We start from the raw sequence: 22,376 nt of genomic DNA on the forward strand, positions 1-22,376 counted from the left end.
GGAGTGAACAACTTGGCAAAAAGAACAAAGAAAAATGACCCGCAGCAAAAAAACAAAAAAGGTTTTGATTCAAGTGTAATCGATTCTGAATTCAGTCATGAAGTAGGAAGTACTGACACGAATAAGATACACAAAGATAAAGCGAAGAAAGAAAAAGCTTCTAAAAACAATGGTGAATATAAAGGATAAAAACTTGGTGCTTAGCCAAGTTTTTTCTTATATTTCATAATCATTATTAGTAAGCAAATTTTTAAAGATTATGTTGAATATTTTATTAGTTTCATTATATGATAGAGATAGAAACATACCGACCGGTTAGTTGGTGTGGGAGAAGGAGTGAGATTGGTTGAATTTTTCTTATTCAGAGAAGGTAATATCACTTCAAGAGAAACTACATACATTTATGGAAGAAAATATTTATCCTAATGAATATTTGTACGAACAACAGTTAGGTGAACAACAATCAAGATGGACAACAATTCCTCCTATAATGGAAGAACTCAAAGACAAAGCAAAGGCAGAGGGTTTATGGAATCTATTTCTACCAGATAGTGAGTATGGGGCAGGTCTTACGAATATTGAATATGCTCCGTTATGTGAAATTATGGGGAGGTCACTAATTGCTCCGGAGGTTTTCAACTGCAATGCTCCTGACACAGGCAATATGGAAGTGCTAGTTAGGTATGGAACAGAAGAGCAGAAGAAACAGTGGCTAAGGCCATTATTAGATGGAAAAATTCGTTCTTGCTTTTCTATGACAGAGCCTGATGTAGCTTCAGCTGATGCGACAAATATTTGTGCAACGATTGAAAAAGACGGGGATGAGTATGTAATCAATGGTCGTAAATGGTGGTCCTCAGGTGCAGGAGATCCAAGATGTAAAATTGCTATCGTTATGGGAAAAAATGATCCAGATGCTTCAAAGCATGAACAGCAATCTATGATCCTTGTACCACTAGATACTCCAGGAGTAAAGATTGAGCGGGTTCTTCCTGTTTTTGGATATGATCATGCACCACATGGTCATGCTGAAATTTCTTTTGAGTCAGTTCGTGTCCCAGCATCAAATATGATTCTAGGAGAGGGAAAGGGCTTTGCTATTGCACAGGGAAGATTAGGTCCTGGAAGAATACATCATTGTATGCGTTTAATTGGAGCAGCAGAAAGAGCGCTTGAACTTTTATGTAAGCGTGTACAAAGCAGGGAAGCTTTTGGAAGAAGCCTTTCACAGCAAGGAGTAATTAGAGAGTGGATTGCTGACTCTAGAATTGAAATTGAACAAGCAAGGTTACTAACCCTCAAAGCAGCATATATGATGGATACAGTTGGGAATAAACAAGCTAAAGCAGAAATTGCCATGATTAAGGTTGTCGCCCCTTCTATGGCACTAAAGGTGCTAGATCGTGCCATTCAGGCTTTTGGAGGAGCTGGTGTGAGTGAAGATTTTCCATTAGCAGCTCAATGGGCAAATGCAAGAACACTAAGAATAGCTGATGGTCCAGATGAAGTTCATCGCGCACAAATAGGAAAGCTTGAATTGAAAAAATATCAGTAGACAGTAAGTAAGGAGGGAATGAATTTGCATATTAAGGATTTATTTGATTTATCAGGTAAAACAGCTGTTATTACAGGTGGTGGAAGAGGACTCGGAGAACAAATTGCAGAGGGATTTGCAGAAGCTGGAGCTAATATTGTTTTATGTTCACGAAAAGAAGAGGCATGTGTTGAAGCTGCAAATCGTTTAGCCAAAAATGGCGTTCAAGCACTTGGTCTTCGGTGTGATATTACTAAAAAAGAGGATATTACCTATGTTGTTAATGAAACAATGAAACGATTCGGACAAATAGATATTCTCGTTAATAATAGTGGAGCAACATGGGGAGCTCCTGCCGTAGAGATGCCACTAGAGGCATGGCAGAAAGTAATTGATGTAAATGTGACCGGAACATTTTTAATGAGCCAAGCGGTTGGTAAAGAGATGATTAAACAAAAAAGTGGAAAAATCATAAATATTTCATCTGTTGCCGGGCTAGGGGGAACAGATCCAAATTTAATGGACACAATCGGGTATAACACAAGTAAAGGAGCTGTTATTACTCTTACAAAAGATTTAGCTGCTAAATGGGGACAGTACAATATTAATGTAAATGCTATTGCTCCAGGATTTTTTCCAACAAAAATGTCTAAGGTGATCATTGAGCATGGTAAAGATCATTTCCTTTCAGGAACACCTTTGAAGCGATTTGGTTCTGATCAAGATTTAAAAGGGGTAGCGGTGTTTTTAGCCTCAAGAGCATCTGACTTTATAACAGGTGATGTACTTGTTGTCGATGGTGGAACACATGTGTTATAAAGATAGCTTTATCGCTTTCTATCATTATTCTTTAGGAGGTATGTAAATGGAAAACAATGAAAAGTGGTTTGCAAAGTACACTGATTCAATGTCTAATAATGTGGATATTCCTCATATTTCTCTACCTGAAATGCTTCAAAATACCATTAATAAATACGGAAATCATGAGGCAATTTCTTTCTATGGTAAGAAATTTACGTATCATGAGGTTGCAAATATGGTTTTTGCGTTTACATCAGCACTTCAACAGTCAGGCGTGCAAAAAGGTGATAGAGTTGCGATTATGCTGCCCAACTGTCCACAGTATGTTGTCTCCTATTACGGTGCCTTAAATGCTGGTGGGATTGTGACTCAGCTCAATCCTATGCTTGTTGAAAGAGAGCTAGAGTACATTTTAAATGATGCTGGTGCTGAAACAATTGTTGTTTTTGATAGTATTTACCCGAGAGTAAAGTCTATTCAGTCAAAAACACAGTTGAAAAATATCATTACTGTTAGTCTTCAACCTTCTGGAAAAATTCAGGAAGAGGATGACACATTTGAGAGTTTTCTAGCTAAACAGAACGGTCAGGTTTTACCAGTTGATATTGAGCCGGAACACGATATCGCGGTTTTACAATATACGGGAGGAACGACTGGACGTTCAAAAGGGGCTATGCTGACTCATAGAAATGTTGTGGCAAATGCTGTACAATCTTATGAATTTTTTAAAGAAGAAATTATTATGGGACAAGAAAAATGTTTGACTGTCATTCCATTATTTCATGTTTTCGGAATGTCTAGCTGCATGAATCTTACCATCTTGTGTGGAAACTGCTTAATCATGCTCCCGAGATTTGATTTAGAGGAAGTGCTACAAACAATTAAGAAGGAACAGCCTACAGTATTTCCAGGCGTACCAACGATGTATGTAGCAATTACTAACCATCCAAAAGCTGAGGAATATGGAATTGATTCAATTAAAACGTGCAACAGTGGAAGTGCTCCAATGCCGGTTGAGTTGTTGAATGAATTTGAAAGAAAAACTGGTGCCAAAATTTTAGAAGGCTATGGGCTTTCCGAGGCTTCACCCACTACCCATTGTAACCCGCCATTTGCAGAAAGAAAGGCTGGTACTGTTGGGTTAGGGTTGCCTAACACTGCATATAAAATAGTGGATGTAGCAACAGGTAAACAAGAAGTGCCAATTGGAGAGCTGGGAGAACTGATTATTAGTGGGCCACAGGTGATGAAAGGCTACTGGAATATGCCTGAGGAAACAGCTGTTACACTTAGAGATGGCTGGTTGTTTACAGGTGATATTGCAAGAATGGATGAAGAAGGCTATGTTTCAATTGTGGATCGAAAAAAAGACCTAATTATTGCAAGCGGTTACAATGTCTATCCGAGAGATATTGAAGAAGTTCTCTATGAACATCCTAGCGTTCAAGAAGCAGTTGTCATTGGTATACCTGATGAGTATCGAGGGGAAACGGTAAAAGCATTTATTGTCTTAAAATCAGGGAAAACAGCAACAGAAGAGGAAATGATTGAATACAGCCGTAAACATTTGGCTACCTATAAAGTTCCGAGGTTTATTGAATTTCGGAAGGAATTACCTAAAACAAATGTCGGAAAGATTTTAAGACGTGCTTTGAGGGAAGAAGTATTAAAACAATAAAGAATTCAATCTATTTTACTGATAACTGAAAGGAAAAAATACTTGAATTTAACCATAGTTAAAACTGATGATAGCTCTAAACAAAGACGTCTTAGCCTATGGTATAATCTGAAAAAAGTAGAATAGATTGAGAGGATATGAAAAATGAAAGAGAAAATAAGAGAGCAAAGTATTCAACTATTTGCAACAAAAGGGTTTAAAGAAACATCCATCCAAGATATTGTAGATGCTCTCAATGTCACTAAAGGAACTTTTTATTATTACTTCACTTCTAAGGAACAGCTGTTAATGGATATACATTTACAGTATATTGATGATTTGTTAGAAAAACAGGAAAACATCATTAAAAACGAATCCATGAATTGTAAGGATAAGTTGTATAACATCGTTTATATGCTCATTCATGATATTGAAAAAGAAGGATTAAGTGCAAAGGTGTTCTTTCGTGAAATGCGTAACCTTAATGAAGATCATCTTACATTAATAGTCCCGAAAAGAGATCAATTTCGAATCAATATCCAAAAATTATTAGATGAAGGTATTGAACAAAACGAAATTCGCTCTGATTTACCGACAGATATTGTAACACTTAGTATATTAGGAATGACTAACTGGAGCTATTTTTGGTTTGATCCTCAAGGTAGGGCATCAGATAAGGACGTTTCAGAGGTGTTTATTAAAGTGTTATTAGAAGGATTGGCTGTTTAGTTGCCTGATGATGCAAGATTAACTTGCATCATCAGAAAAAAATTTACAAAAAACATACCGACTGGTTAGTAAGTAAAGGGAGGATTTATTCATGTTGAAAAATCAAGTTAGATCAATTTGTGTAGTTGGGGCAGGACAAATGGGTCATCAAATTGCCATGTTAAGTGCATTAGCTGGATTTGAAACAGTTATTCAAGATGTAAATGTAAATGCTCTTCAAAAAGCAGAATCAACTCTACATACAATAATGGACAAATGGGTAGCAAAAGGGAAAATCAGTATTGAAACCAAGGAGCAGGCTTTCCAAAGATTAATATTTTCAACTGATTTACTGGATTCTGTGCAAGATGCAGATTTTATTATAGAAGCAATTGTTGAAAAATTAGATGCAAAGCAAGAATTGTTCCGTAAGCTTGATGAATATGCAAAGCCAGAAGCAATCCTGGCTTCAAATAGTTCAACAATTGTAAATTCACTCTTAGCTGATGTAACGAATCGTCCTGATAAGGTTGTGAATATGCATTTCTTTTTTCCACCTCTTGTGATGGATTGTGTAGAGGTTGTGAAAAGTGAAGAAACATCTGAGCTTACAGCTCATATGACGATGTTTGTTTGTGAAAAAATGAATCGAACGGCTGTTCTTTTACAAAAGGAGATTTCAGGATTTATTGCAAATCGAATTTTAGGGGCATTACAGCGTGAAGCCGTTTATCTGTATGAAAACGGTTATGCAGATTTTAAAGATATTGATCTTATTTGTAAAAAGGCTCTAAGTCATCCAATAGGACCATTTGAATTAATGGATTTGTCGGGAATCGATGTTGGTTACTTTGTTATGCAACAAAGATTTTCAGAAACTGGTGATCCGGCGGATAGACCTGCTGCATGTATTGAGGAAAAAGTAAAGCAAGGCCATTTAGGAAGAAAAACCGGTAAGGGCTGGTATGAGTATAAGAAAGAAGAGGTAAGAGGCTAATGAATTCAATGATAAAAGTAGAAAAAGAACATTCTATCGCTGTTCTTACAATTGACAATCCTCCATTGAATGTAATGAATCATCAAGTTCTTCAAGAACTAAATTCTCTATTTATAGAGCTTGAAGACGATCAAGACGTAATAGCAATTATTTTAACTGGATCAGGAGAGCGGGCTTTTATGGCTGGAGCTGACATTAAAGAATTTCCTTCTTTAATCGGTAAAAAGGGTATAAAAGAAAATTTTATGTTAACTCATCAAATTCTTAATAAAATTGACAATTGTTCTAAGCCAACAATTGTAGTATTAAATGGCTTAACACTTGGTGGCGGTTGTGAGCTTGCACTAACGTGTGACATAAGGATTGCAGAAGAGCATGTTTCTATTGGATTGCCTGAAATCAAGCTAGGTCTTTTCCCAGGTGGAGGAGGTACTCAAAGGTTACCACGTGCAATTGGGGAGGCAAGAGCAAAGGAAATGATGTTTACAGGTACACCAATTGATGCCAAGAAGGCTGCAAGAATTGGTCTTGTAAATGAGGTTGTCCCTAAAGGTGAAGGGTTAAATAAGGCTCTTGAGTTAGCAAAACAAATTAGTCAGCATTCTCTTCAGGCATTATCTCGGATAAAAAAAGCAGTTGATGAAGGCCTTAGTACGGAACTTTCTAAAGGAATAGAGCTTGAGGCAGAACTGTTTGAAGAGGTTTTTCAAACAGATGACATAAAAGAAGGGGTAGGAGCTTTTATTGAAAAACGCAAACCGGTATTTATTCATCGATAAGGAGCTGAAAAGTGATGAAGCATGAAACATTAGTAAAAGTTCGTTTTTGTGAAACTGATGCCTTAGGACATGTAAACAACACCAGCTTTTTTATTTATTTGGAGGAAGCACGGGTTTTATTTTTTGAAAGCATTGGTTATTCGATGAAAATGGATGGCTGGGAATTTATTCTTGCTTCTACAAAATGTGATTTCATTGGGCAAGCTTTTTTTAATCAAAAGCTAAGGATTGAAACAGAGGTTAGTAAAATTGGCAATAAAAGCTTTCATTTAGCTCACTCCATTATTGATGATGTAACAGGTGAATTGGTTGCTAGAGGTGAGGCAATCATTGTTTATTTTAATTTTGAAATGCAAAAAAGTATGCCAATTCCGAATGAGTTAAAAGAAGCATTACAAAGTCATCATACCCTTATTTAAATTAGTAACGATCTAGTTTATATCCTATTAAAAGGAGTGAAAGTCATGAGTGACATAATTCCAGTCAGAAGTGGAGAGGAGCTTAATGATAAAACAGTTAAAGAATTTTTAATAAATCATTTTCCGCAGCTTTCTGATAAAGATCCCCTAATCATTAATCAATTTGGAACAGGTGCTTCAAATTTAACGTATGAGCTTAAGCTAGGAAACTGGGAGGGAGTGTTAAGAAGGCCACCACTTGGTCCTGTTGCACCTAAAGCTCATGATATGAAACGAGAATTTAAAATTTTGAGTGCCCTTCACCCTTTGTTTTCACCTGCACCGAAACCGTATCTGTTTTCAGAAGACGAAGAGGTGGTCGGAAGTCCATTTCTTATTATGGAAAGAAGGCATGGAATATTGTTAAATACCGATTTTCCTCCCAATACTCCGTCTTCTAATGACCTTGGAGAAAGATTAAGCGAAATGATGATTGATACTCTTGTTCAGCTTCACCAAGTTGATTATAAAGGAACAGTTTTAGAAGAACTGAGTAACCCTGATGGCTTTTTGGAACGTCAGGTTTATGGTTGGATAAAGCGATATCATCGTGCAAAAACAAATGATATTACAATAATAGATGAATTAACAAATTGGCTAGTAAAAAATATTCCTTCTTCACAAGAAGCCACAATCATACATTATGACTTTAAATTCAACAATGCATTATTCTCTCATGATTTTAGTCAACTAACTGGATTGTTTGATTGGGAAATGACAACTGTTGGTGATCCATTAGCAGATGTTGGTGCAGCGTTAAGCTATTGGTGTCAGAACGATGATCCGGACCTATTGAAATATGGACTTGGTAAGCCACCAATCACAGTTAAAGAAGGATTTTATACTAGAAATCAATTTATCGATCGATATGCTGCAAAAAGTGGCCATGATTTGTCACAAATCCACTACTATATGACATTTGCTTATTTTAAGCTAGCGGTCATTTGTCAGCAGATTTATTATCGTTATCATAATGGGCAAACAAATGATAAACGTTTTAAAGACTTTCACCTATATGTGAAAACACTTATTGAGCATGCTGTATCTGTAAGTCGAGAAAAGGCAAGATGAACTAAGGTATGGGCGTTAGGAGATCTCCTTCGAGAAAGGGGGGTAAAGGGTGACAAAGGTACATGTGATTATGAAAAAAGAAGAAATTATTGAGGAGAAAATGGAAGGGAATATTGCAATTGTTTTCGATGTCTTACTGGCAACCTCAACAATTACCTATGCACTTGTAGATGGGGCGAAAGCGGTTATTCCTGTTCATAATGAAGAAGAAGCACGTGTAGCCTCAAATCTTATCAGAGCAGAGAATCACATACTTGTTGGAGAATATGAGGGGAAAACAATTGAGGGTTTTTATGATCCAATGCCAACCATTTTAAAAGACAGCATTCAAGGCAAGCATATGATTCTATCTACAACAAATGGAACAGTAGCAATTAATAAATCAAAAAAAGCAAATAAAATTTATATTTGTTCTCTATTAAATGGAAAAGCAGTTGCAAATACAATTACTCATTTTCATAAAGATGATTCTATTATTATTGTGTGCTCTGGATCTTCAGATCAGTTTTGTTTAGAAGATTTTTATGGAGCGGGGCATCTTATCTATCATTTACAAGAAAGTATGCATTTACAGCTAACAGATTCGGCTAAGGCAGCTCAACTTTTTTATGAAAACAATAAATCTGTTGCTGAAACGATTCTTCTTTCATCAAGGGTAGGAGAAATGCTTGAAAAATATGGATTCATTGATGAAGTGAAATTTGTTAGCCAAAAAGATTGTTATGAAATTGTTCCATTTTTTGACGGAGAAAAAATTATAGCAGGGGGAGAGTGTGTATGACTTTACTAGCTAATAAAGGTGGTAGCTTTTTATATGACTATGATTTACCTTTAAATCTATTTACTCCTGAAGATGTAACAGATGAACAAAAAATGATTGAAAAAACGGCAAAACAGTTTGTAGAAAAAGATGTAACACCTGTTAGAGAGAGAATTGAAAATCAAGATTTTGATAAAGTAGTAGAGTTGTTAAAAAAAGCCGGTGAGCTTGGACTCCTTGCACACAGTGTACCGGAGCAGTATGGTGGGCTAGGTCTTGACAAGGTTAGTAAAGGTATTGTTGGAGAAGTTGTCGGAAGGTCTGGTGGATATGGTGTTGCCCATTCAAATCATACATGTATCGCTACTCTTCCGATCACTTATTTTGGTACAAAGCAACAAAAAGAACGTTACTTACCTAAATTGGCTTCAGGAGAATATCTTGGTGCATATTGCTTAACGGAGCCGAATGCGGGTTCAGATGCTCTGGCGTCACAAACAACTGCAAAACTAAATGACCAAGGAACTCATTATCTGTTAAACGGTACAAAACTTTATATTACAAATGCAATATTTTCAGATACATTCATTGTATATGCGAAAGTAGATGGTGATAAATTTTCGGCCTTTATTGTTGAAAAGAACTATCCTGGAATTTCTTTAGGACCTGAGGAACAAAAGATGGGTATTAAAGGTTCCTCTACAAGAGCTGTTATTTTAGAGGATTGTCTAGTTCCTAAAGAAAATCTATTAGGAGAAATCGGGAAAGGTCATGTTATAGCTCTAAATGTTCTAAATTTAGGGCGGTTTAACTTAGGATCTGCGTGTGTAGGGGGTGCAAAGTATGCATTAGAACTTGCCCTTTCTTATACAAAACAGCGGATTCAATTTGGTAAATCAATTGCTGATTTCCCTGCTACAAAGGAAAAAATTGCCCTGATGTCAGCACGTATATTCGCCGCTGAGTCTATTCAATATCGCACTGCAGGGTTGCTCGAAGAAGTTCTAGGTAACATAACAGAAGATGAAAATATCACAACTATTGGAAAGAAATTAATGGAATACGCTACAGAATGTGCCATCTGTAAAGTATATGGATCTGAAACACTTGATTCAGTCAGTGATGAGGCTCTTCAATTACACGGAGGGGCAGGCTTTATTAAGGAATATACGATCGAGCAAGTTTATCGAGATTCTCGTATTAATCGTATTTTCGAAGGAACAAATGAGATTAATCGCTTGTTATTACCGACCCATTTATTTAGAAAAGCTTTAAAAGGAGAAATTCCTCTAGAAGAGATGGTTCAAACAGCGATTCAAAATTTGACCGTGAACCCAAGTCAAGATAATGGAGAATTTTCTCAGGAAAAGGCGGCAATAAGCGCAATGAGAAACGTTTTTTTAGCTTGTATTGGAGCTGTTTATGAGCAATTCGGCGAAAAACTATTTGATGAACAAGAAACACTAATGAAATTATCAAATATAGCAATAGAGCTTTATGCAGCTGAATCGACTCTTGCTAGGTCAATAAAGTGGGATGATCGATTAAAAAGGTTACTAGCAAGAACAGTCTTGGAACAGTCACTGCTTTCTGTTGAACTCATGTCAAGACAACTTGTGAATGGAGTGGTAAACGGTAAAAAAAGAAGCTTATTGATACAAATGATAACGAGTCACCTTCAATCAGTTGAAGTTACGTCAACGGTAGAAGAAAAGCGTGAAATTGCACGGGCTAAATTTGAAGCTGAACGATTCGTGACGAAATGAGGTGCTGTTAATGAGGTTTTTGAATAAACTTGCTGTTATTACCGGAGCTGGGAGTGGAATTGGAGAAGCAACAGCGATACGCTTGGCTAAGGAAGGAGCAACAGTTGTTTTAGTAGGAAGAACAAAAGAAAAGCTTGAACGAGTTGCTAGAATTATTAATGAATCTAAAGCTTGTGAAAAAGCTATTCCATACCCGGCCGATGTGACTTCTGAGGATAGTATAAAGAAACTTGCTATTTTTTTAGAAAACGAATATCCATCACTTGATATTGTTGTAAACAACGCTGGAGGCTCATCAAAATCTACCATTCTTGAAACTTCGGAAGAGCAATGGGACACAGTACAGGCTGTTAATTTGAAAAGTATCTTTTTAGTTTCGAAAAATCTCGGGAAACTAATGAAAGAACAAAACATAACAGATTACCGTTCAATCGTAAATGTTGCTTCATTATCGGGGTATAAGGCTGGTGCACAAATTCCACATTATAGCTCGGCGAAAGCTGGGGTTATTAATTTTTCAAGAGCTTTAGCATTAGAGCTTGCTCCTTATAAAATTCGTGTTAATTCTGTTTCACCTGGATTTGTTGAAACACCGTTAACTGAGAAGGGGTTGGAAAATGAGGCTTTTATAAAAGCGATTAAACGTAGTACTGCGCTTGAACGCGTTGGGCAACCTGATGAAGTAGCAAATGTAATTGCTTTTGTTGCATCTAATGAGGCTTCATATATGACAGGTTCCGATGTGTTAGTTGATGGAGGCTGGCTTATTAAATAACGGTATGCCAATTCAAAGGTTTTTACTAGTTTATTAAAAGGGAGTCGATCAAATGAGTGATTTATTGATAGAAAGAGAAGGGGCAGTGTTAACTCTTTGTCTTAATAGACCGGAAAATCTGAATGCTTTTAGTGCAGAAATGATTAAAATGTTAACAAAAACATTTCAAGACGCTCAACTTGATGAGGAAGTACGTGTGATTGTATTGAAGGGATCGGGACGATCTTTCTCTGCCGGTGGAGATGTAAAAACAATGGGAACATCAACTGGTTCACAGGTTTATGAACATATTGGTCAATTAAATGAATGCATTAAAGCAATGACAGAACTTGAAAAACCAATTATTGCGGCTGTACATGGTTTTGCAGCAGGAGCAGCTTTTAATTTAGCATTAGCTTGTGACATGATTTTTGCATCAGAAGAAAGTAAATTTGTCATGAGCTTTTCACAAGTAGGATTGATATCTGATGGTGGTGGATTACATTTCCTTCCAAAAATAATTGGGCCTTATCGGGCAAAAGAGCTTTTCTTTTCAGCAAAACCAATAACTGCTCAGCAGGCTTACCAATACGGGATTGTTAACGAGCTTATTCCATTAGATGAATTATCAAGCCGTGTAGCTACAATTGCTAATGAACTTTCACAAGGTGCAGTAAGAGCATACGGACTCATGAAGAAAATTATTCATTCTGCAGGTTCATTAGAAAATGTGTTGGAGATAGAAAGAATTACTCAAACGTATATGATTCAAACGGAAGATCATAAAGAAGGTGTTAAAGCGTTTAAAGAAAAACGGAAACCACAATTCAAAGGGAAGTAGGAGGATATTAAGATGAAAGCTATTCAATTTGAACAATATGGCGGACCTGAGGTATTGAAATATATAGATTTAGATTATCCAAAAAAAAGAGATTTTGAGGTTGTTATAAAAATTGAAGCAATAGGTGTAAACTATGCAGACACAGCAAGAAGAGAGGGACAGTATGTAGTCGATACACCTCTTCCTTATGTACCAGGCTCAGAAGTCGCAGGTACAGTGGTCGAGGTGGGCAAGGATGTTAAAGGAATTTCGGTTGGTAGCCGAGTTGTTACATTACTAAGCTCACGAAAAGCTACGGGTTATGCTGAATACACAGTTGCGGATGGAAGAGCACTTATTCCAGTGCCGGACAATGTGGAGTTTAGTACAGCTGTAGCCTTACCGTTACAAGGGTTGAGTGCTTATCATATATTAAAAACAATGGGAAGACTTGAGAAAGGAGAGACGGTATTAATTCATGCAGCAGCAGGTGGGGTCGGAACATTAGCTGTACAACTTGCTAAATTGTTTGGAGCAGGGAAGATTATTGCTACGGCAAGTACAGATGAAAAACTGGCCTTAGCAAAAGAACTTGGAGCGGATGTTCTAATAAATTATACAAAAGAGGGATGGGAAAAAGAGGTATTAACCGCAACAAATGGAGTTGGAGCAGATGTTGCATTAGAGATGGCAGGTGGAGATGTTTTCCGAAAAACATTGGATTGTTTAGCACCTTTTGGTCGGTTAGTTATTTATGGGGTTGCCAGTGGAGAACAAGCTAGATTATATCCTTCATCTTTAATGGCAGAAAATAAATCGGTTATTGGCTTCTTTTTACCGGGAATTATGAAAAAACAAGAGTTGTATAGTAGTAGCTTAACAGAACTATTAACATATGTTAACGATGGAACACTCTTACTTAAAATAGGTGGAGTTTTCCCCTTAGAAAAAGCAGCAGATGTACATCGTCTACTTCAAAGTAGGAAAACTCAGGGGAAGTTGGTATTAGTTCCATAATCTAAAGGATAATTTTTGCTACAAAACGTGGTGAACTTCAGCAGTATGCATTTAATTTTTATCTACAAAAAAGTCGGAGATTCCGGCTTTTTTAACTTTATTAGTCATAATTCACACCCTATATCATATATTAATTTTGTCGAGGTTATTTTTCATATATTGACAAACTTTTATTACTATGTACAATTATTTTAAAGGTATAAACATTTATTAGTGTAAATTCAATAGGAATTTGTTCGTTATATAAAACTAATGTACTAGTATAGAGGTCATGAAAAAGGGGAAGGGAAGCAATGAATAGTGAAATAACAAATCAAGGGGAAGCTATACAAACACTGGAACTTTATGCTGTTGTATCCTCAAATGGGAGATTTCAATACATTTCTTCTAATTCTTTTGAATTAATAGGCTACACAAGTACTGATCTAATTGGACGATATATAAAAGATTTTATTCATAATGAAGATTTATTTTTAATAGAGAGCTATTTTTATAACGAACATCATTTATATCCATGTTCCATACGATTTTTGATGCAAAATGGCAGATATTTATGGCTAGAATCAAATGTTGATTTTATCCGAAGTAACATCCAAAAAGAAGGACATGATATTATTCTCAAGATGAAAGCATTAACACCACATTCGATAAATGATGCGGCTACCGTTGAAGATCAATCAAATGATGTAATAAATGAACATAATGAATGGGCTATATTACAGGATTTACCTACACCAGTCTTTATTTCTAGGAAAGGTAAGTTACTCTTTGTAAACAAGGCATTTCAAGAGTTGTTAGGTGCTAGATCTTCTGATCAATTAATAGGTAAGCATACGTTTGATTTTATCGATGAATCTTTTCATTCGGTTATTAAAAATAGAGAGTCGCGGTTACATAAAGGAGAAAGAGTAGGTATTATTGAGGAAACATGGCGCAGGATTGATGGGCGTGAAATAAATGTAGAGATCATGGCATCTTTAACAAATGTTGATGGGGGACAAGCAGAAATTGTCATATTAAATGATATCTCATCCCGAAGGAATTTCCAAAAAATTCTTCAAAAGAGTAGGGAACGGTATCAGCGTTTAATTGATAATTCAATTGATACCATTGCAGTTATTCATAAGGATCAATTTGTTTTCATGAACGAGTCTGGTATTAAGCTTTTTGATGCAGAGTGCTACCCTGACTTGTTAGGGCGGAATATATATGATTACCTACATCCTAATGACCATCAAACAATGAAAGTTACATTGAAAAACATACAAGATGGGGTTGCTGATGTTCAAGTAACAAACCAATCTTGGTTAATTTCCAATGAAAAAAAGGTTTTTACAGAAATGGTTTGTATTCCAACTACATATTTTGGTGAGCAAGCTGTTCAAGTTATCCTTCGTGATATTTCGTATAGGAAAAAAACAGAGGAGCTCATGTTACGTTCTGAAAAACTATCTATAGCAGGTCAATTAGCTGCTGGAATTGCCCATGAAATACGAAATCCATTAACTGCGATTAAGGGATTTTTACAAATTATGCATCCCGATTTAGAACATCATCGTCAATATTTGAATATTATCTTTTCTGAGCTGAATCGAATTGAGATGATATTAAGTGAACTTCTTGTTCTCGCGAAACCACAGGAAACAAAATTTAAAAAAACGAATTTAATTACCTTATTAAACGATGTAGCGATGCTACTTGAAACACAAGGTAATATGAAAAATGTTGCTATTGTTCAAAATCATGACAATCAATCTTTATCAATTAATTGTGATGAAAATCATTTAAAGCAATTGTTTATAAATTTATATAAAAATGCTATTGATGCGATGCCTAAAGGTGGAAAAGTATCGGTATTAACAAAAAAATCAAATCATAATGTTCAAATTATTGTTAAAGATGATGGAGAGGGAATTCCTCCAAGCGTTTTAAAAAGAATAGGTGAGCCGTTTCTTACAACAAAAGAAAAAGGTAACGGATTAGGTTTAATGATAAGTTATAAAATCGTTGAAAATCATAATGGAAGTATGTTGGTCGATAGTCAACAAGGAATAGGGAGTACTTTCACCATTACATTACCTTTTATAGAATAAGCAAAAAAGAACCAACGGATAATATTCGCGTTGGTTCTTTTTGTAAATGAGCTACTACAAACTTTTTAAATAATCTTCGATTCGATCCATAGCTTCAATTAATTGTTCCATGGAATAGGCATAAGACAGCCTTACATATCCTTCACCATATGTAGAAAAAGCACTGCCAGGAACAAGGGCAACTCCTGCTTTTTCAACAAGTGAAAGAGCAAATTCAAAGGAAGTTTGTTCAAACTTCTTAATACTTGGAAAAAGATAAAAAGCTCCATTAGGCTTTATCACATCAAATCCCATTTTAACTAAACGGTCATAAACATAATCTAATCGCTCTTTATATGCTGTTTTCATTTCTTCTGCATCATTCAATCCAATTGTTAATGCTTCATATGCTGCTTTTTGAGAAATCGATGTGGCACAGGAGACATTATATTGGTGAACTTTTAATAAATGTTTTGCTACAGAATGTGGTGCAAATAACAAACCAATTCTCCAGCCCGTCATACTGTGAGATTTCGAAAGACCATTGATAACAATTGTCTGCTCTCTTAGATATGAAGCAATTGAGTTGTGTGTCCCGCTATAAACTAATTCACTATAGATTTCATCAGATAAAACAAAAATATTTTTCCCTCTTAAAAGGTTTGCAATTTCCTCAAGTTCTTCACTACTAAGTGTGGCACCTGTAGGGTTTGATGGATATGGGAGAACAATACATCTTGTTTTTTCTGTTATGTAAGAAGCTAGCAATTCAGCAGTTAACTTAAAATCATTTTCAGTTGTATCTACATAGACTGGAACACCACCAGCCAATTTAATAAGTGGTTCATATCCAGGATATACAGGACTTGGTAATATTACTTCACTGCCTTCTTCTAATAATGTTCGGAAAGTACAATCAATTGCTTGACTAGCACCAACTGTAACGATAACTTCATTTTCAGGAGAGTAGGTTAGACCGTATTTTTTTGAGACAAATTGGCATGCCGCTTCACGAAGCTCAAAAAATCCAGCATTGTGCGTATATGTCGTAAAGTCATGCTGAATAGCAGTTACACCAGCATTTTTTACATGGTTAGGTGTTGTAAAGTCCGGTTGACCAATAGTTAGAGAGATAACATTCTCATAGTCAGCCACCATGTTAAAGAACTTTCTAATGCCTGATAATTCAATTTCCTTAACTTTTGAGTTAACCAAATGCTCCATACTAAAAAACCTCCTATAAAATCTTTTTTAAGCATCAAAATTACTAATCATATTGTGTAGAAGGTTAGTAAATTAATGAATGCAAAAATAAATGAACTAAAAAGTTTCATAACAGTTATTTTACCATTTTTCTTATACAAGTCATCCTTTTCTAACTCGTTTAGTCAATCTACAGAACGGGAATAGTAATAGAGAATGTAAAAAGAGGGTAGTGAAGAAATTGATTAGAACTTTAGCAATAACAACAGAGGAAGAGGTTGTCTATGACCTACCTCTGGGTGAACTAAAAAAAGGAAACATAGAGTGGTATTGGGTTGACTTTCAAGAGCCAACCGATGATGAAGTGAAAAAGCTATCATCTTTTTTTCATTTCCACCCACTAGCAATTGAAGACTGCTTAGAGTTTGTTCAAAGACCTAAAATGGATTTTTATGACCATTATTTTTTTGTTGTCATTCATTCCATTAACCAAAGTACATTAGAAGCGGATGAGATTGATCTTTTTGTTTCAAATCGCTTTATCGTTACTTTTCATAAAAACCCTGTTAGGGATATAACAAACATATGGCAACGTGTAAAAAAAGAAATAAGCCTTCAAAAAAGCCCAATGCAAATCTTGTATCAAATCGTTGACAAGATTGTTGATGAATATTTTCCTCCTGTTTACAAATTAGAAGATTCAATAAATCAGGTAGAAGATAATACTAGTGATCAAACAATAAGTGAACTAATGGAACAAGTATTTGATATTAGATCAGAGTTAAATAAATTAAGAAGAACCATAGTCCCGATGAGGGACCTTCTCTATCGAATCATCTCCTCATCAAGGCTCAATTCACTAAAGGAAAAGCATATTTATTTTCAAGACATTTATGATCACTTGTTAAAGCTAGTTGAAATGATTGATGCTAACAGAGAATTATCTTCTGATATACGTGATAGCTATTTATCAATAAGTTCTGATCGCATGAACAGAGTCATGATGACGTTAACAGTTATGTCTTCAATTTTTCTGCCTTTAACGTTTATTGCAGGAGTTTACGGTATGAATTTTCAATATATGCCTGAATTGACGGGGAAATATAGCTATTTTATTGTGCTTGGACTTATGGGCATAATCGGACTTGGTATGGTATTGTTTTTTTATAAAATGGGATGGTTTCGATTTCATAAAGGAACAAAATTGTAACGACGGACAAATATCTCTTGAACTCTACGTACTATGTAGTAAGATACAATTAGTACTTATTTACTAGAAGAGGTGGTAAATGATGAATGATATGAACTCATTATTAACCGAAGAAGAACAAAAAATCATTACGAAATTAGAATCAGAAATGCTTTTTGCCCTTACTGTCTCACATATGACTTTTTATAAAAATGAAATCCAAGCAATCATTTCACAGGCAAAACGTAGACATTCCTTTCTTGAGAAGCTCGAAAAAGAAGCATTAGTATAAAAAAGAGGTTCCTTCTGGACTTGAGAAAAAGTCTTAATGGGAACCTCTTTTTTATTTGAGTGATAATGACTATCTTCCTAAGTAATCTTTCATAAGGAATATGATAGGTCCTTTTGTTTAGTTCTTATTGATTACGAGGGCGTGTTTTTTCTGCCTTTTTATTTGTAGAAGTAAGTTCTTTTGAGAACTCAGGGTCTGTTAAAGGTTTTGCTGTTTGAAGACCTGATTTTGAACGTACATTTCTCTTTGTCATGTAATTGCCTCCTAATATAATGTAACAATACCCTTTTATTTTTAACGAATCATATCATTTTATTTTAACAATTTCTACCTTAATGGAGGTATGATATAAGAAAGGTGTTTCTAAAAAGAGGAGGTTTCATTAATGAATAATCATAGTTTAAGTATTGCTTATCACAAGTGGGCAACTTTAAAGGTGGTAGGGCATATCCAAACCTTACCTAAAGAGATCCATAAACAAGAAATAATAAGTGTGTTCCCCTCATTATTTGATACACTCTTACACATGATAGAGGTAGATGAACTATGGCTATCAAGAATAAAAAATAGAGAAATTAGCATAAATGAAAATAACACAATCGAACAACTATTTGAAAATTATGTAGCGTTACTAAATGAATATGAACAACTGGAACATGATGTTTTCGATCAATTAGTTACATATAAAAGTTCAGAGGGAATAGCATATGAAAATACATGTTATGAGATCATTCAACATGTAGTAAACCACGGTACTTATCATAGAGGAAATATTTCAGCAATGTTAAGACAATTAGGTAATAAAACAGTATCTACAGATTATATTTATTTTCTTAGAGAGAGCGTGGACATAGAAAGGTAACTAGGAGGAACCGTAACAACGGTTCCTTCCTGAGTTAACGACAACTAAATGATTGAATACGATCTAAATCAATACCGAAATAAACCCAACGATATTGACGTCTGCGCCAACGATATCCTGCGATAGAGTTGCGCCCTACAAATGTTGGATAGAACCAGAAGCCACGTCCATTGTTTAAACGAATATATGTGTATCGATATAAACAACCACGAATTCCACCTGGATCTACAGCAAAAACACTTGCTTGACCTTGTGATTGAAGGGGTGGTATTTCACTTGGTGATGGACCAGGGGGAGGGCCTGCTTGATCAAATCCACCTCCAAATCCACCTTGACCGTAGCCAGGCGGTCCAAATGGAGCTTGTTGATCAAAATCATTTTGAAAAGGATATTGATCAAAACCATTACCAACTGGTGGCCCATAAGGCGGGAATCCGGGCACTTGAATTGAAAACTGACGATATGGATACATATTTTTCTCTCCTCTCATGAACCTTCGTATTACATTATGCAATAAAATTAGATAGGTGAATGTCCCGGATTTGTTTTTTTGTATTGATAAGTGGGGAAGGTATCATTCTGATGAAAACACGGCGGAACAAAAAAAGATAATGAAAAAGAAATTTCTTCTCCATTATCTTTACTTGTTATTGTTGTGGTGCACAACAATCCTTCTTAGCATTCAAATCATAGCTCACATAACAGCTATCTTCTTGTAACTTACAGAGTTTTTTTACTTCTGCAGCAATTTTACTAATCTCATCTATTGAATGGTAAATATGATTCTGATTTGTAATAGTAGCTATAGAGAGAGCTACTAATGGTATTTTGTTGAAATTACCGTTACGATCTTTTGTGTAAACAAATTTATTATTCCAGTCATGAGGATCATAATATTGTTTTATGCGAACTTCATATTCCTGGATAATAAGTTGGCAAATCTCTTCATAATGGTAATGAGGAAGAATGGCTACAAAATCATCTCCACCGATATGTCCGACAAAGGCATCTCTATCATCAATTAATAAAATATTTTTGCTTAATAGGTTGGCTACTTCTTTTATTAACAAGTCACCTTTTTTAAATCCATATGTGTCGTTGTATTCCTTGAAATGATCAAGATCAACATAAAGAAATGAAAATTCTTTTTGTTTATTAGTAAGAAATTCATTCATCTTTTCTTCAATAAGAACATTTCCAGGTAATCCTGATAAGGGGTTAGTATACATTGCTAGATTCACTTGTACTTCAGCTAGCTTAATCAGCAGATTTTTTATACTGACTATTCCCTTTAGCATTTGATCTTTAGTAACAACTACATAATCATACAGGTTTTTTTGGCTACGTCCCATTGCTTTTGAACTAACGACAGTAATTGCTTCAGTATGTTCGACAATAAGTGGAGCTGTATCCATGACTAGATCAATTGGTCTTCCCATAAAAAGATCAAAACCATATTTGGTAGAAATTTTTTGGTAAAATTGTGCTTTCATGACAAGTCCAACGGGTTGATTTTCACTAGTAACGACGATTCCTTCAAGATCAGGTAAATCTTCAAAAATCTGATTTACCTCCGAACTTTTTGTTTTTATTGAAACAACTGGTACTTTTTCGATAATATCTCCAATGGTTACCATGTACTCACGACTCCTATTTTAATGAACAGGCTGATATATTACCTACTATTGTACTATAAAAACAGAAGATTTTTGTTAAATAAATGTAAATTTTTCAGGATTGAGAAATAATATGAATGTTTTCCCTCGTTAGATTAAAGTAAATAGGTATAAATATCTATATTGCTTTTTTGCCTAAAACATTGATATCCTATACTTATTATTGAATCATCATCATTGGAGGATCATTTTGTTATCACTTATAAAACCACTTATTGTGAATATTACCATTTTATTTTCATTAACATTTAATGCTAATTTGTTCTTACCATTTCAAAAAAACGTTAAACTAACATTAAAATATAAATCAATATATGGTTTTTTAGGTGCATTTGGTGCATTGTTATGTATGGCATATCCTATTGAGACGTTAGGAGAAACAAATTTTGATTTGCGTATGATTGCGATTATGGTTGTAACCTTGTATGCTGGGTGGATTCCTGGAAGTATCATTGTTATGATTGTATCAATTGCACGATTTATTATCGGAGGATCTTTTTTACATATTGGAATTATTGTTTCTATAGGTGCTTTTGTTATTGCTCTATTGTTTAGAAAACAGTATTTAAATGCAGCAAATCGATTTGTAAGTGCTTCATTTATCTCAATCATTTATTTTTTATTATATATAATCGTGATTTATATTAATATCGATTTCTTAGATGCAAAGTTTTACTGTATCTATTTTTTAGCCTTTTTTGGAACATATATGGCTACGATCTTTATTATTGAAACCTTAATGAAGTCTAATAAACAATTTGATGAAATGGTATACATGGATAAGCTGACAACAACAGGTCAAATGGCAGCATCAATTGCTCATGAAATACGAAATCCTATTACAACTGTAAGAGGTTTTATCCAGTTAATTCAACAAGATACGGTTGATCAAAAATTAAAAAAGTTTGCTCCTCTTATACTGGAGGAATTGGACCGCACAAATAATATCATTACTAATTATTTGAAGTTAGCGAAACCAGAGTCTTTTGAATTAACGAAGGTGGAGCTAAATACAATTCTAAGTGACTCTATAGAATTATTACGTCCTTTAGGGACTTTCTCAAATGTATCCATTGAATTTACTCCTTTTAGAGAAAGTTGTTTTGTAAAGGGGGATATACAGCATATAAAACAATCTTTACTAAATATTATAAAAAATGCGATCGAGTCCATTGAAGAATGTGGAGTAATCGTTATTCAAACTGATATAGATCGAAATGAAGGAAGGGCTATTATTAGCATTGAAGATAATGGAAAAGGGATGACAAAAGAAGAGTTAAAACATATTGGTTTACCTTTTTACACAACGAAAACAAAAGGTACCGGTTTAGGAAGTATGATCACAAATCGACTAATTCGACAAATTGGGGGAACGATAGAATATAGCAGTGAGTTGGGTAAAGGAACTGCTGTTACGGTTACTTTTCAGTTAGTCTAATGGTTTCTCTATATAAAATGGAAAGCTGACAATTCATAGTCAGCTTTCCATTTTTATTATCGTTGTAATTTTTCGACCTTTTGTGTTTTTAAGTCTACCATATACCATGCTTCACTGTTTTCTTTTTCTCCTTCAAGTGAATAGACATGGATTATATAATGACCATTTTCTAAGTGGTCATATTGAACAATTGTATTTTCATTATGCTCTGAACCTATTTTCTTCTTAACTAATTTCTCAGCTTCAGTAGGATGTAACGGATCATCGTTATTATCCAGATTTACTTCTTCTCTTGATTCAACTAGTAGGTCATCATTTCTTTTTATTTCATCATTGCCTGTTTGAAGTAAACCTTGTTCCTGCTCCACTTCTGCTCCATTCATTGCTTCATCTTGGTTGTTCGTATTACAAGCTGTACAAATTAATACAGTCATAAATATTACAAAATATTTCATAATCCACCTCGCGACTTTTATCATAACTCATGCTTATTTTGTTAAATCAGCGTGTTATTTATGCGAA

24 protein-coding genes are annotated in these 22,376 nt (G+C 34.9%); 19 read left to right on the plus strand and 5 right to left on the minus strand.

Annotation, left to right across the window (positions count from 1 at the left end; all coding sequences use genetic code 11):
* The first annotated feature begins 12 nt into the window (after positions 1-12).
* From COD11_RS26925 to COD11_RS16430, 15 genes are all read left to right on the plus strand, one after another.
* Complete coding sequence (locus tag COD11_RS26925) at positions 13-189, plus strand: hypothetical protein (protein ID WP_162987278.1); 177 nt, start codon at positions 13-15, stop codon at positions 187-189.
* Positions 190-346: 157 nt separating this feature from the next.
* Positions 347-1,555 (plus strand): acyl-CoA dehydrogenase, encoded by a 1,209-nt coding sequence (locus tag COD11_RS16365; RefSeq protein WP_098797978.1) that lies wholly within the window; start codon positions 347-349, stop codon positions 1,553-1,555.
* A gap of 24 nt (positions 1,556-1,579) precedes the next feature.
* Positions 1,580-2,353 (plus strand): SDR family oxidoreductase, encoded by a 774-nt coding sequence (locus COD11_RS16370; protein ID WP_098797979.1) that lies wholly within the window; start codon positions 1,580-1,582, stop codon positions 2,351-2,353.
* A 46-nt stretch (positions 2,354-2,399) separates the two neighbouring features.
* On the plus strand, positions 2,400-4,013 hold the full coding sequence (locus COD11_RS16375) for a long-chain-fatty-acid--CoA ligase (protein WP_098797980.1): 1,614 nt from the start codon (positions 2,400-2,402) through the stop codon (positions 4,011-4,013).
* A gap of 144 nt (positions 4,014-4,157) precedes the next feature.
* Positions 4,158-4,721: a TetR/AcrR family transcriptional regulator gene (locus COD11_RS16380; RefSeq protein ID WP_098797981.1), complete on the plus strand. Its 564-nt coding sequence runs from the start codon at positions 4,158-4,160 to the stop codon at positions 4,719-4,721.
* Between the two features lie 91 nt (positions 4,722-4,812).
* The gene (locus tag COD11_RS16385; protein WP_098797982.1) at positions 4,813-5,697 is read left to right on the plus strand and encodes a 3-hydroxyacyl-CoA dehydrogenase family protein; all 885 of its coding nucleotides are present in this window, start codon (positions 4,813-4,815) and stop codon (positions 5,695-5,697) included.
* Positions 5,697-6,476 carry an enoyl-CoA hydratase gene (locus COD11_RS16390; RefSeq protein WP_098797983.1) on the plus strand — a complete coding sequence of 260 codons (780 nt, stop codon included), beginning with the start codon at positions 5,697-5,699 and terminating at the stop codon, positions 6,474-6,476. The genes COD11_RS16385 and COD11_RS16390 overlap by 1 nt, the downstream gene beginning before the upstream one ends.
* A 14-nt stretch (positions 6,477-6,490) precedes the next feature.
* Positions 6,491-6,895, plus strand: a complete 405-nt coding sequence (locus COD11_RS16395) for an acyl-CoA thioesterase (protein ID WP_098797984.1) — start codon at positions 6,491-6,493, stop codon at positions 6,893-6,895.
* A gap of 45 nt (positions 6,896-6,940) precedes the next feature.
* The gene (locus COD11_RS16400) at positions 6,941-8,005 is read left to right on the plus strand and encodes a phosphotransferase family protein (RefSeq protein WP_098797985.1); all 1,065 of its coding nucleotides are present in this window, start codon (positions 6,941-6,943) and stop codon (positions 8,003-8,005) included.
* A gap of 49 nt (positions 8,006-8,054) precedes the next feature.
* On the plus strand, positions 8,055-8,786 hold the full coding sequence (locus COD11_RS16405; protein ID WP_255301633.1) for a 2-phosphosulfolactate phosphatase: 732 nt from the start codon (positions 8,055-8,057) through the stop codon (positions 8,784-8,786).
* Positions 8,783-10,531, plus strand: coding sequence for an acyl-CoA dehydrogenase family protein (locus COD11_RS16410; protein ID WP_098797986.1), 1,749 nt, complete (start codon positions 8,783-8,785; stop codon positions 10,529-10,531). Before COD11_RS16405 ends, COD11_RS16410 begins: the two co-directional genes overlap by 4 nt.
* Positions 10,532-10,541: 10 nt before the next feature.
* The gene (locus COD11_RS16415) at positions 10,542-11,306 is read left to right on the plus strand and encodes an SDR family NAD(P)-dependent oxidoreductase (protein ID WP_098797987.1); all 765 of its coding nucleotides are present in this window, start codon (positions 10,542-10,544) and stop codon (positions 11,304-11,306) included.
* A gap of 52 nt (positions 11,307-11,358) precedes the next feature.
* Positions 11,359-12,126: an enoyl-CoA hydratase/isomerase family protein gene (locus COD11_RS16420; protein WP_098797988.1), complete on the plus strand. Its 768-nt coding sequence runs from the start codon at positions 11,359-11,361 to the stop codon at positions 12,124-12,126.
* Between the two features lie 12 nt (positions 12,127-12,138).
* The gene (locus COD11_RS16425; RefSeq protein WP_098797989.1) at positions 12,139-13,122 is read left to right on the plus strand and encodes a quinone oxidoreductase family protein; all 984 of its coding nucleotides are present in this window, start codon (positions 12,139-12,141) and stop codon (positions 13,120-13,122) included.
* Positions 13,123-13,415: 293 nt separating this feature from the next.
* Positions 13,416-15,215: a PAS domain S-box protein gene (locus tag COD11_RS16430; protein WP_098797990.1), complete on the plus strand. Its 1,800-nt coding sequence runs from the start codon at positions 13,416-13,418 to the stop codon at positions 15,213-15,215.
* 54 nt (positions 15,216-15,269) lie between these two features.
* On the opposite strand, the gene COD11_RS16435 is transcribed toward COD11_RS16430, so the two are convergent.
* A complete protein-coding gene (locus COD11_RS16435; RefSeq protein WP_098797991.1) occupies positions 15,270-16,418 on the minus strand; it encodes an aminotransferase A in 1,149 nt (382 codons plus the stop codon).
* A gap of 220 nt (positions 16,419-16,638) precedes the next feature.
* Here COD11_RS16435 and corA point away from each other — a divergent pair, with 220 nt between their 5' ends.
* Together corA and COD11_RS16445 are read left to right on the plus strand one after the other, a co-directional pair.
* On the plus strand, positions 16,639-17,607 hold the full coding sequence (gene corA / locus COD11_RS16440; RefSeq protein ID WP_483296299.1) for a magnesium/cobalt transporter CorA: 969 nt from the start codon (positions 16,639-16,641) through the stop codon (positions 17,605-17,607).
* A 79-nt stretch (positions 17,608-17,686) separates the two neighbouring features.
* The gene (locus tag COD11_RS16445; protein WP_218012741.1) at positions 17,687-17,878 is read left to right on the plus strand and encodes a hypothetical protein; all 192 of its coding nucleotides are present in this window, start codon (positions 17,687-17,689) and stop codon (positions 17,876-17,878) included.
* Between the two features lie 124 nt (positions 17,879-18,002).
* Here COD11_RS16445 and COD11_RS27585 read toward each other — a convergent pair whose 3' ends face one another.
* Positions 18,003-18,131 carry a hypothetical protein gene (locus COD11_RS27585; protein ID WP_255301634.1) on the minus strand — a complete coding sequence of 43 codons (129 nt, stop codon included), beginning with the start codon at positions 18,129-18,131 and terminating at the stop codon, positions 18,003-18,005.
* A 132-nt stretch (positions 18,132-18,263) separates the two neighbouring features.
* Here COD11_RS27585 and COD11_RS16450 point away from each other — a divergent pair, with 132 nt between their 5' ends.
* Entirely contained in the window at positions 18,264-18,740 is a 477-nt protein-coding gene (locus COD11_RS16450; protein ID WP_098797994.1) for a DinB family protein, read from the plus strand.
* 34 nt (positions 18,741-18,774) lie between these two features.
* On the opposite strand, the gene COD11_RS16455 is transcribed toward COD11_RS16450, so the two are convergent.
* Together COD11_RS16455 and COD11_RS27875 are read right to left on the minus strand one after the other, a co-directional pair.
* On the minus strand, positions 18,775-19,212 hold the full coding sequence (locus COD11_RS16455; RefSeq protein ID WP_098797995.1) for a hypothetical protein: 438 nt from the start codon (positions 19,210-19,212) through the stop codon (positions 18,775-18,777).
* A 175-nt stretch (positions 19,213-19,387) separates the two neighbouring features.
* Entirely contained in the window at positions 19,388-20,377 is a 990-nt protein-coding gene (locus COD11_RS27875; protein ID WP_098797996.1) for a GGDEF domain-containing protein, read from the minus strand.
* Positions 20,378-20,606: 229 nt separating this feature from the next.
* On the opposite strand from COD11_RS27875, the gene COD11_RS16465 reads away from it, so the two are divergent.
* On the plus strand, positions 20,607-21,854 hold the full coding sequence (locus COD11_RS16465) for an ATP-binding protein (RefSeq protein ID WP_098797997.1): 1,248 nt from the start codon (positions 20,607-20,609) through the stop codon (positions 21,852-21,854).
* 56 nt (positions 21,855-21,910) lie between these two features.
* Here COD11_RS16465 and COD11_RS16470 read toward each other — a convergent pair whose 3' ends face one another.
* Positions 21,911-22,309 carry a hypothetical protein gene (locus tag COD11_RS16470; RefSeq protein ID WP_098797998.1) on the minus strand — a complete coding sequence of 133 codons (399 nt, stop codon included), beginning with the start codon at positions 22,307-22,309 and terminating at the stop codon, positions 21,911-21,913.
* Positions 22,310-22,376 lie beyond the last annotated feature (67 nt).

The sequence above is a fragment of the Bacillus sp. AFS040349 genome, assembly GCF_002577655.1.
In the GTDB taxonomy this organism is placed as follows: domain Bacteria; phylum Bacillota; class Bacilli; order Bacillales; family Bacillaceae; genus Metabacillus.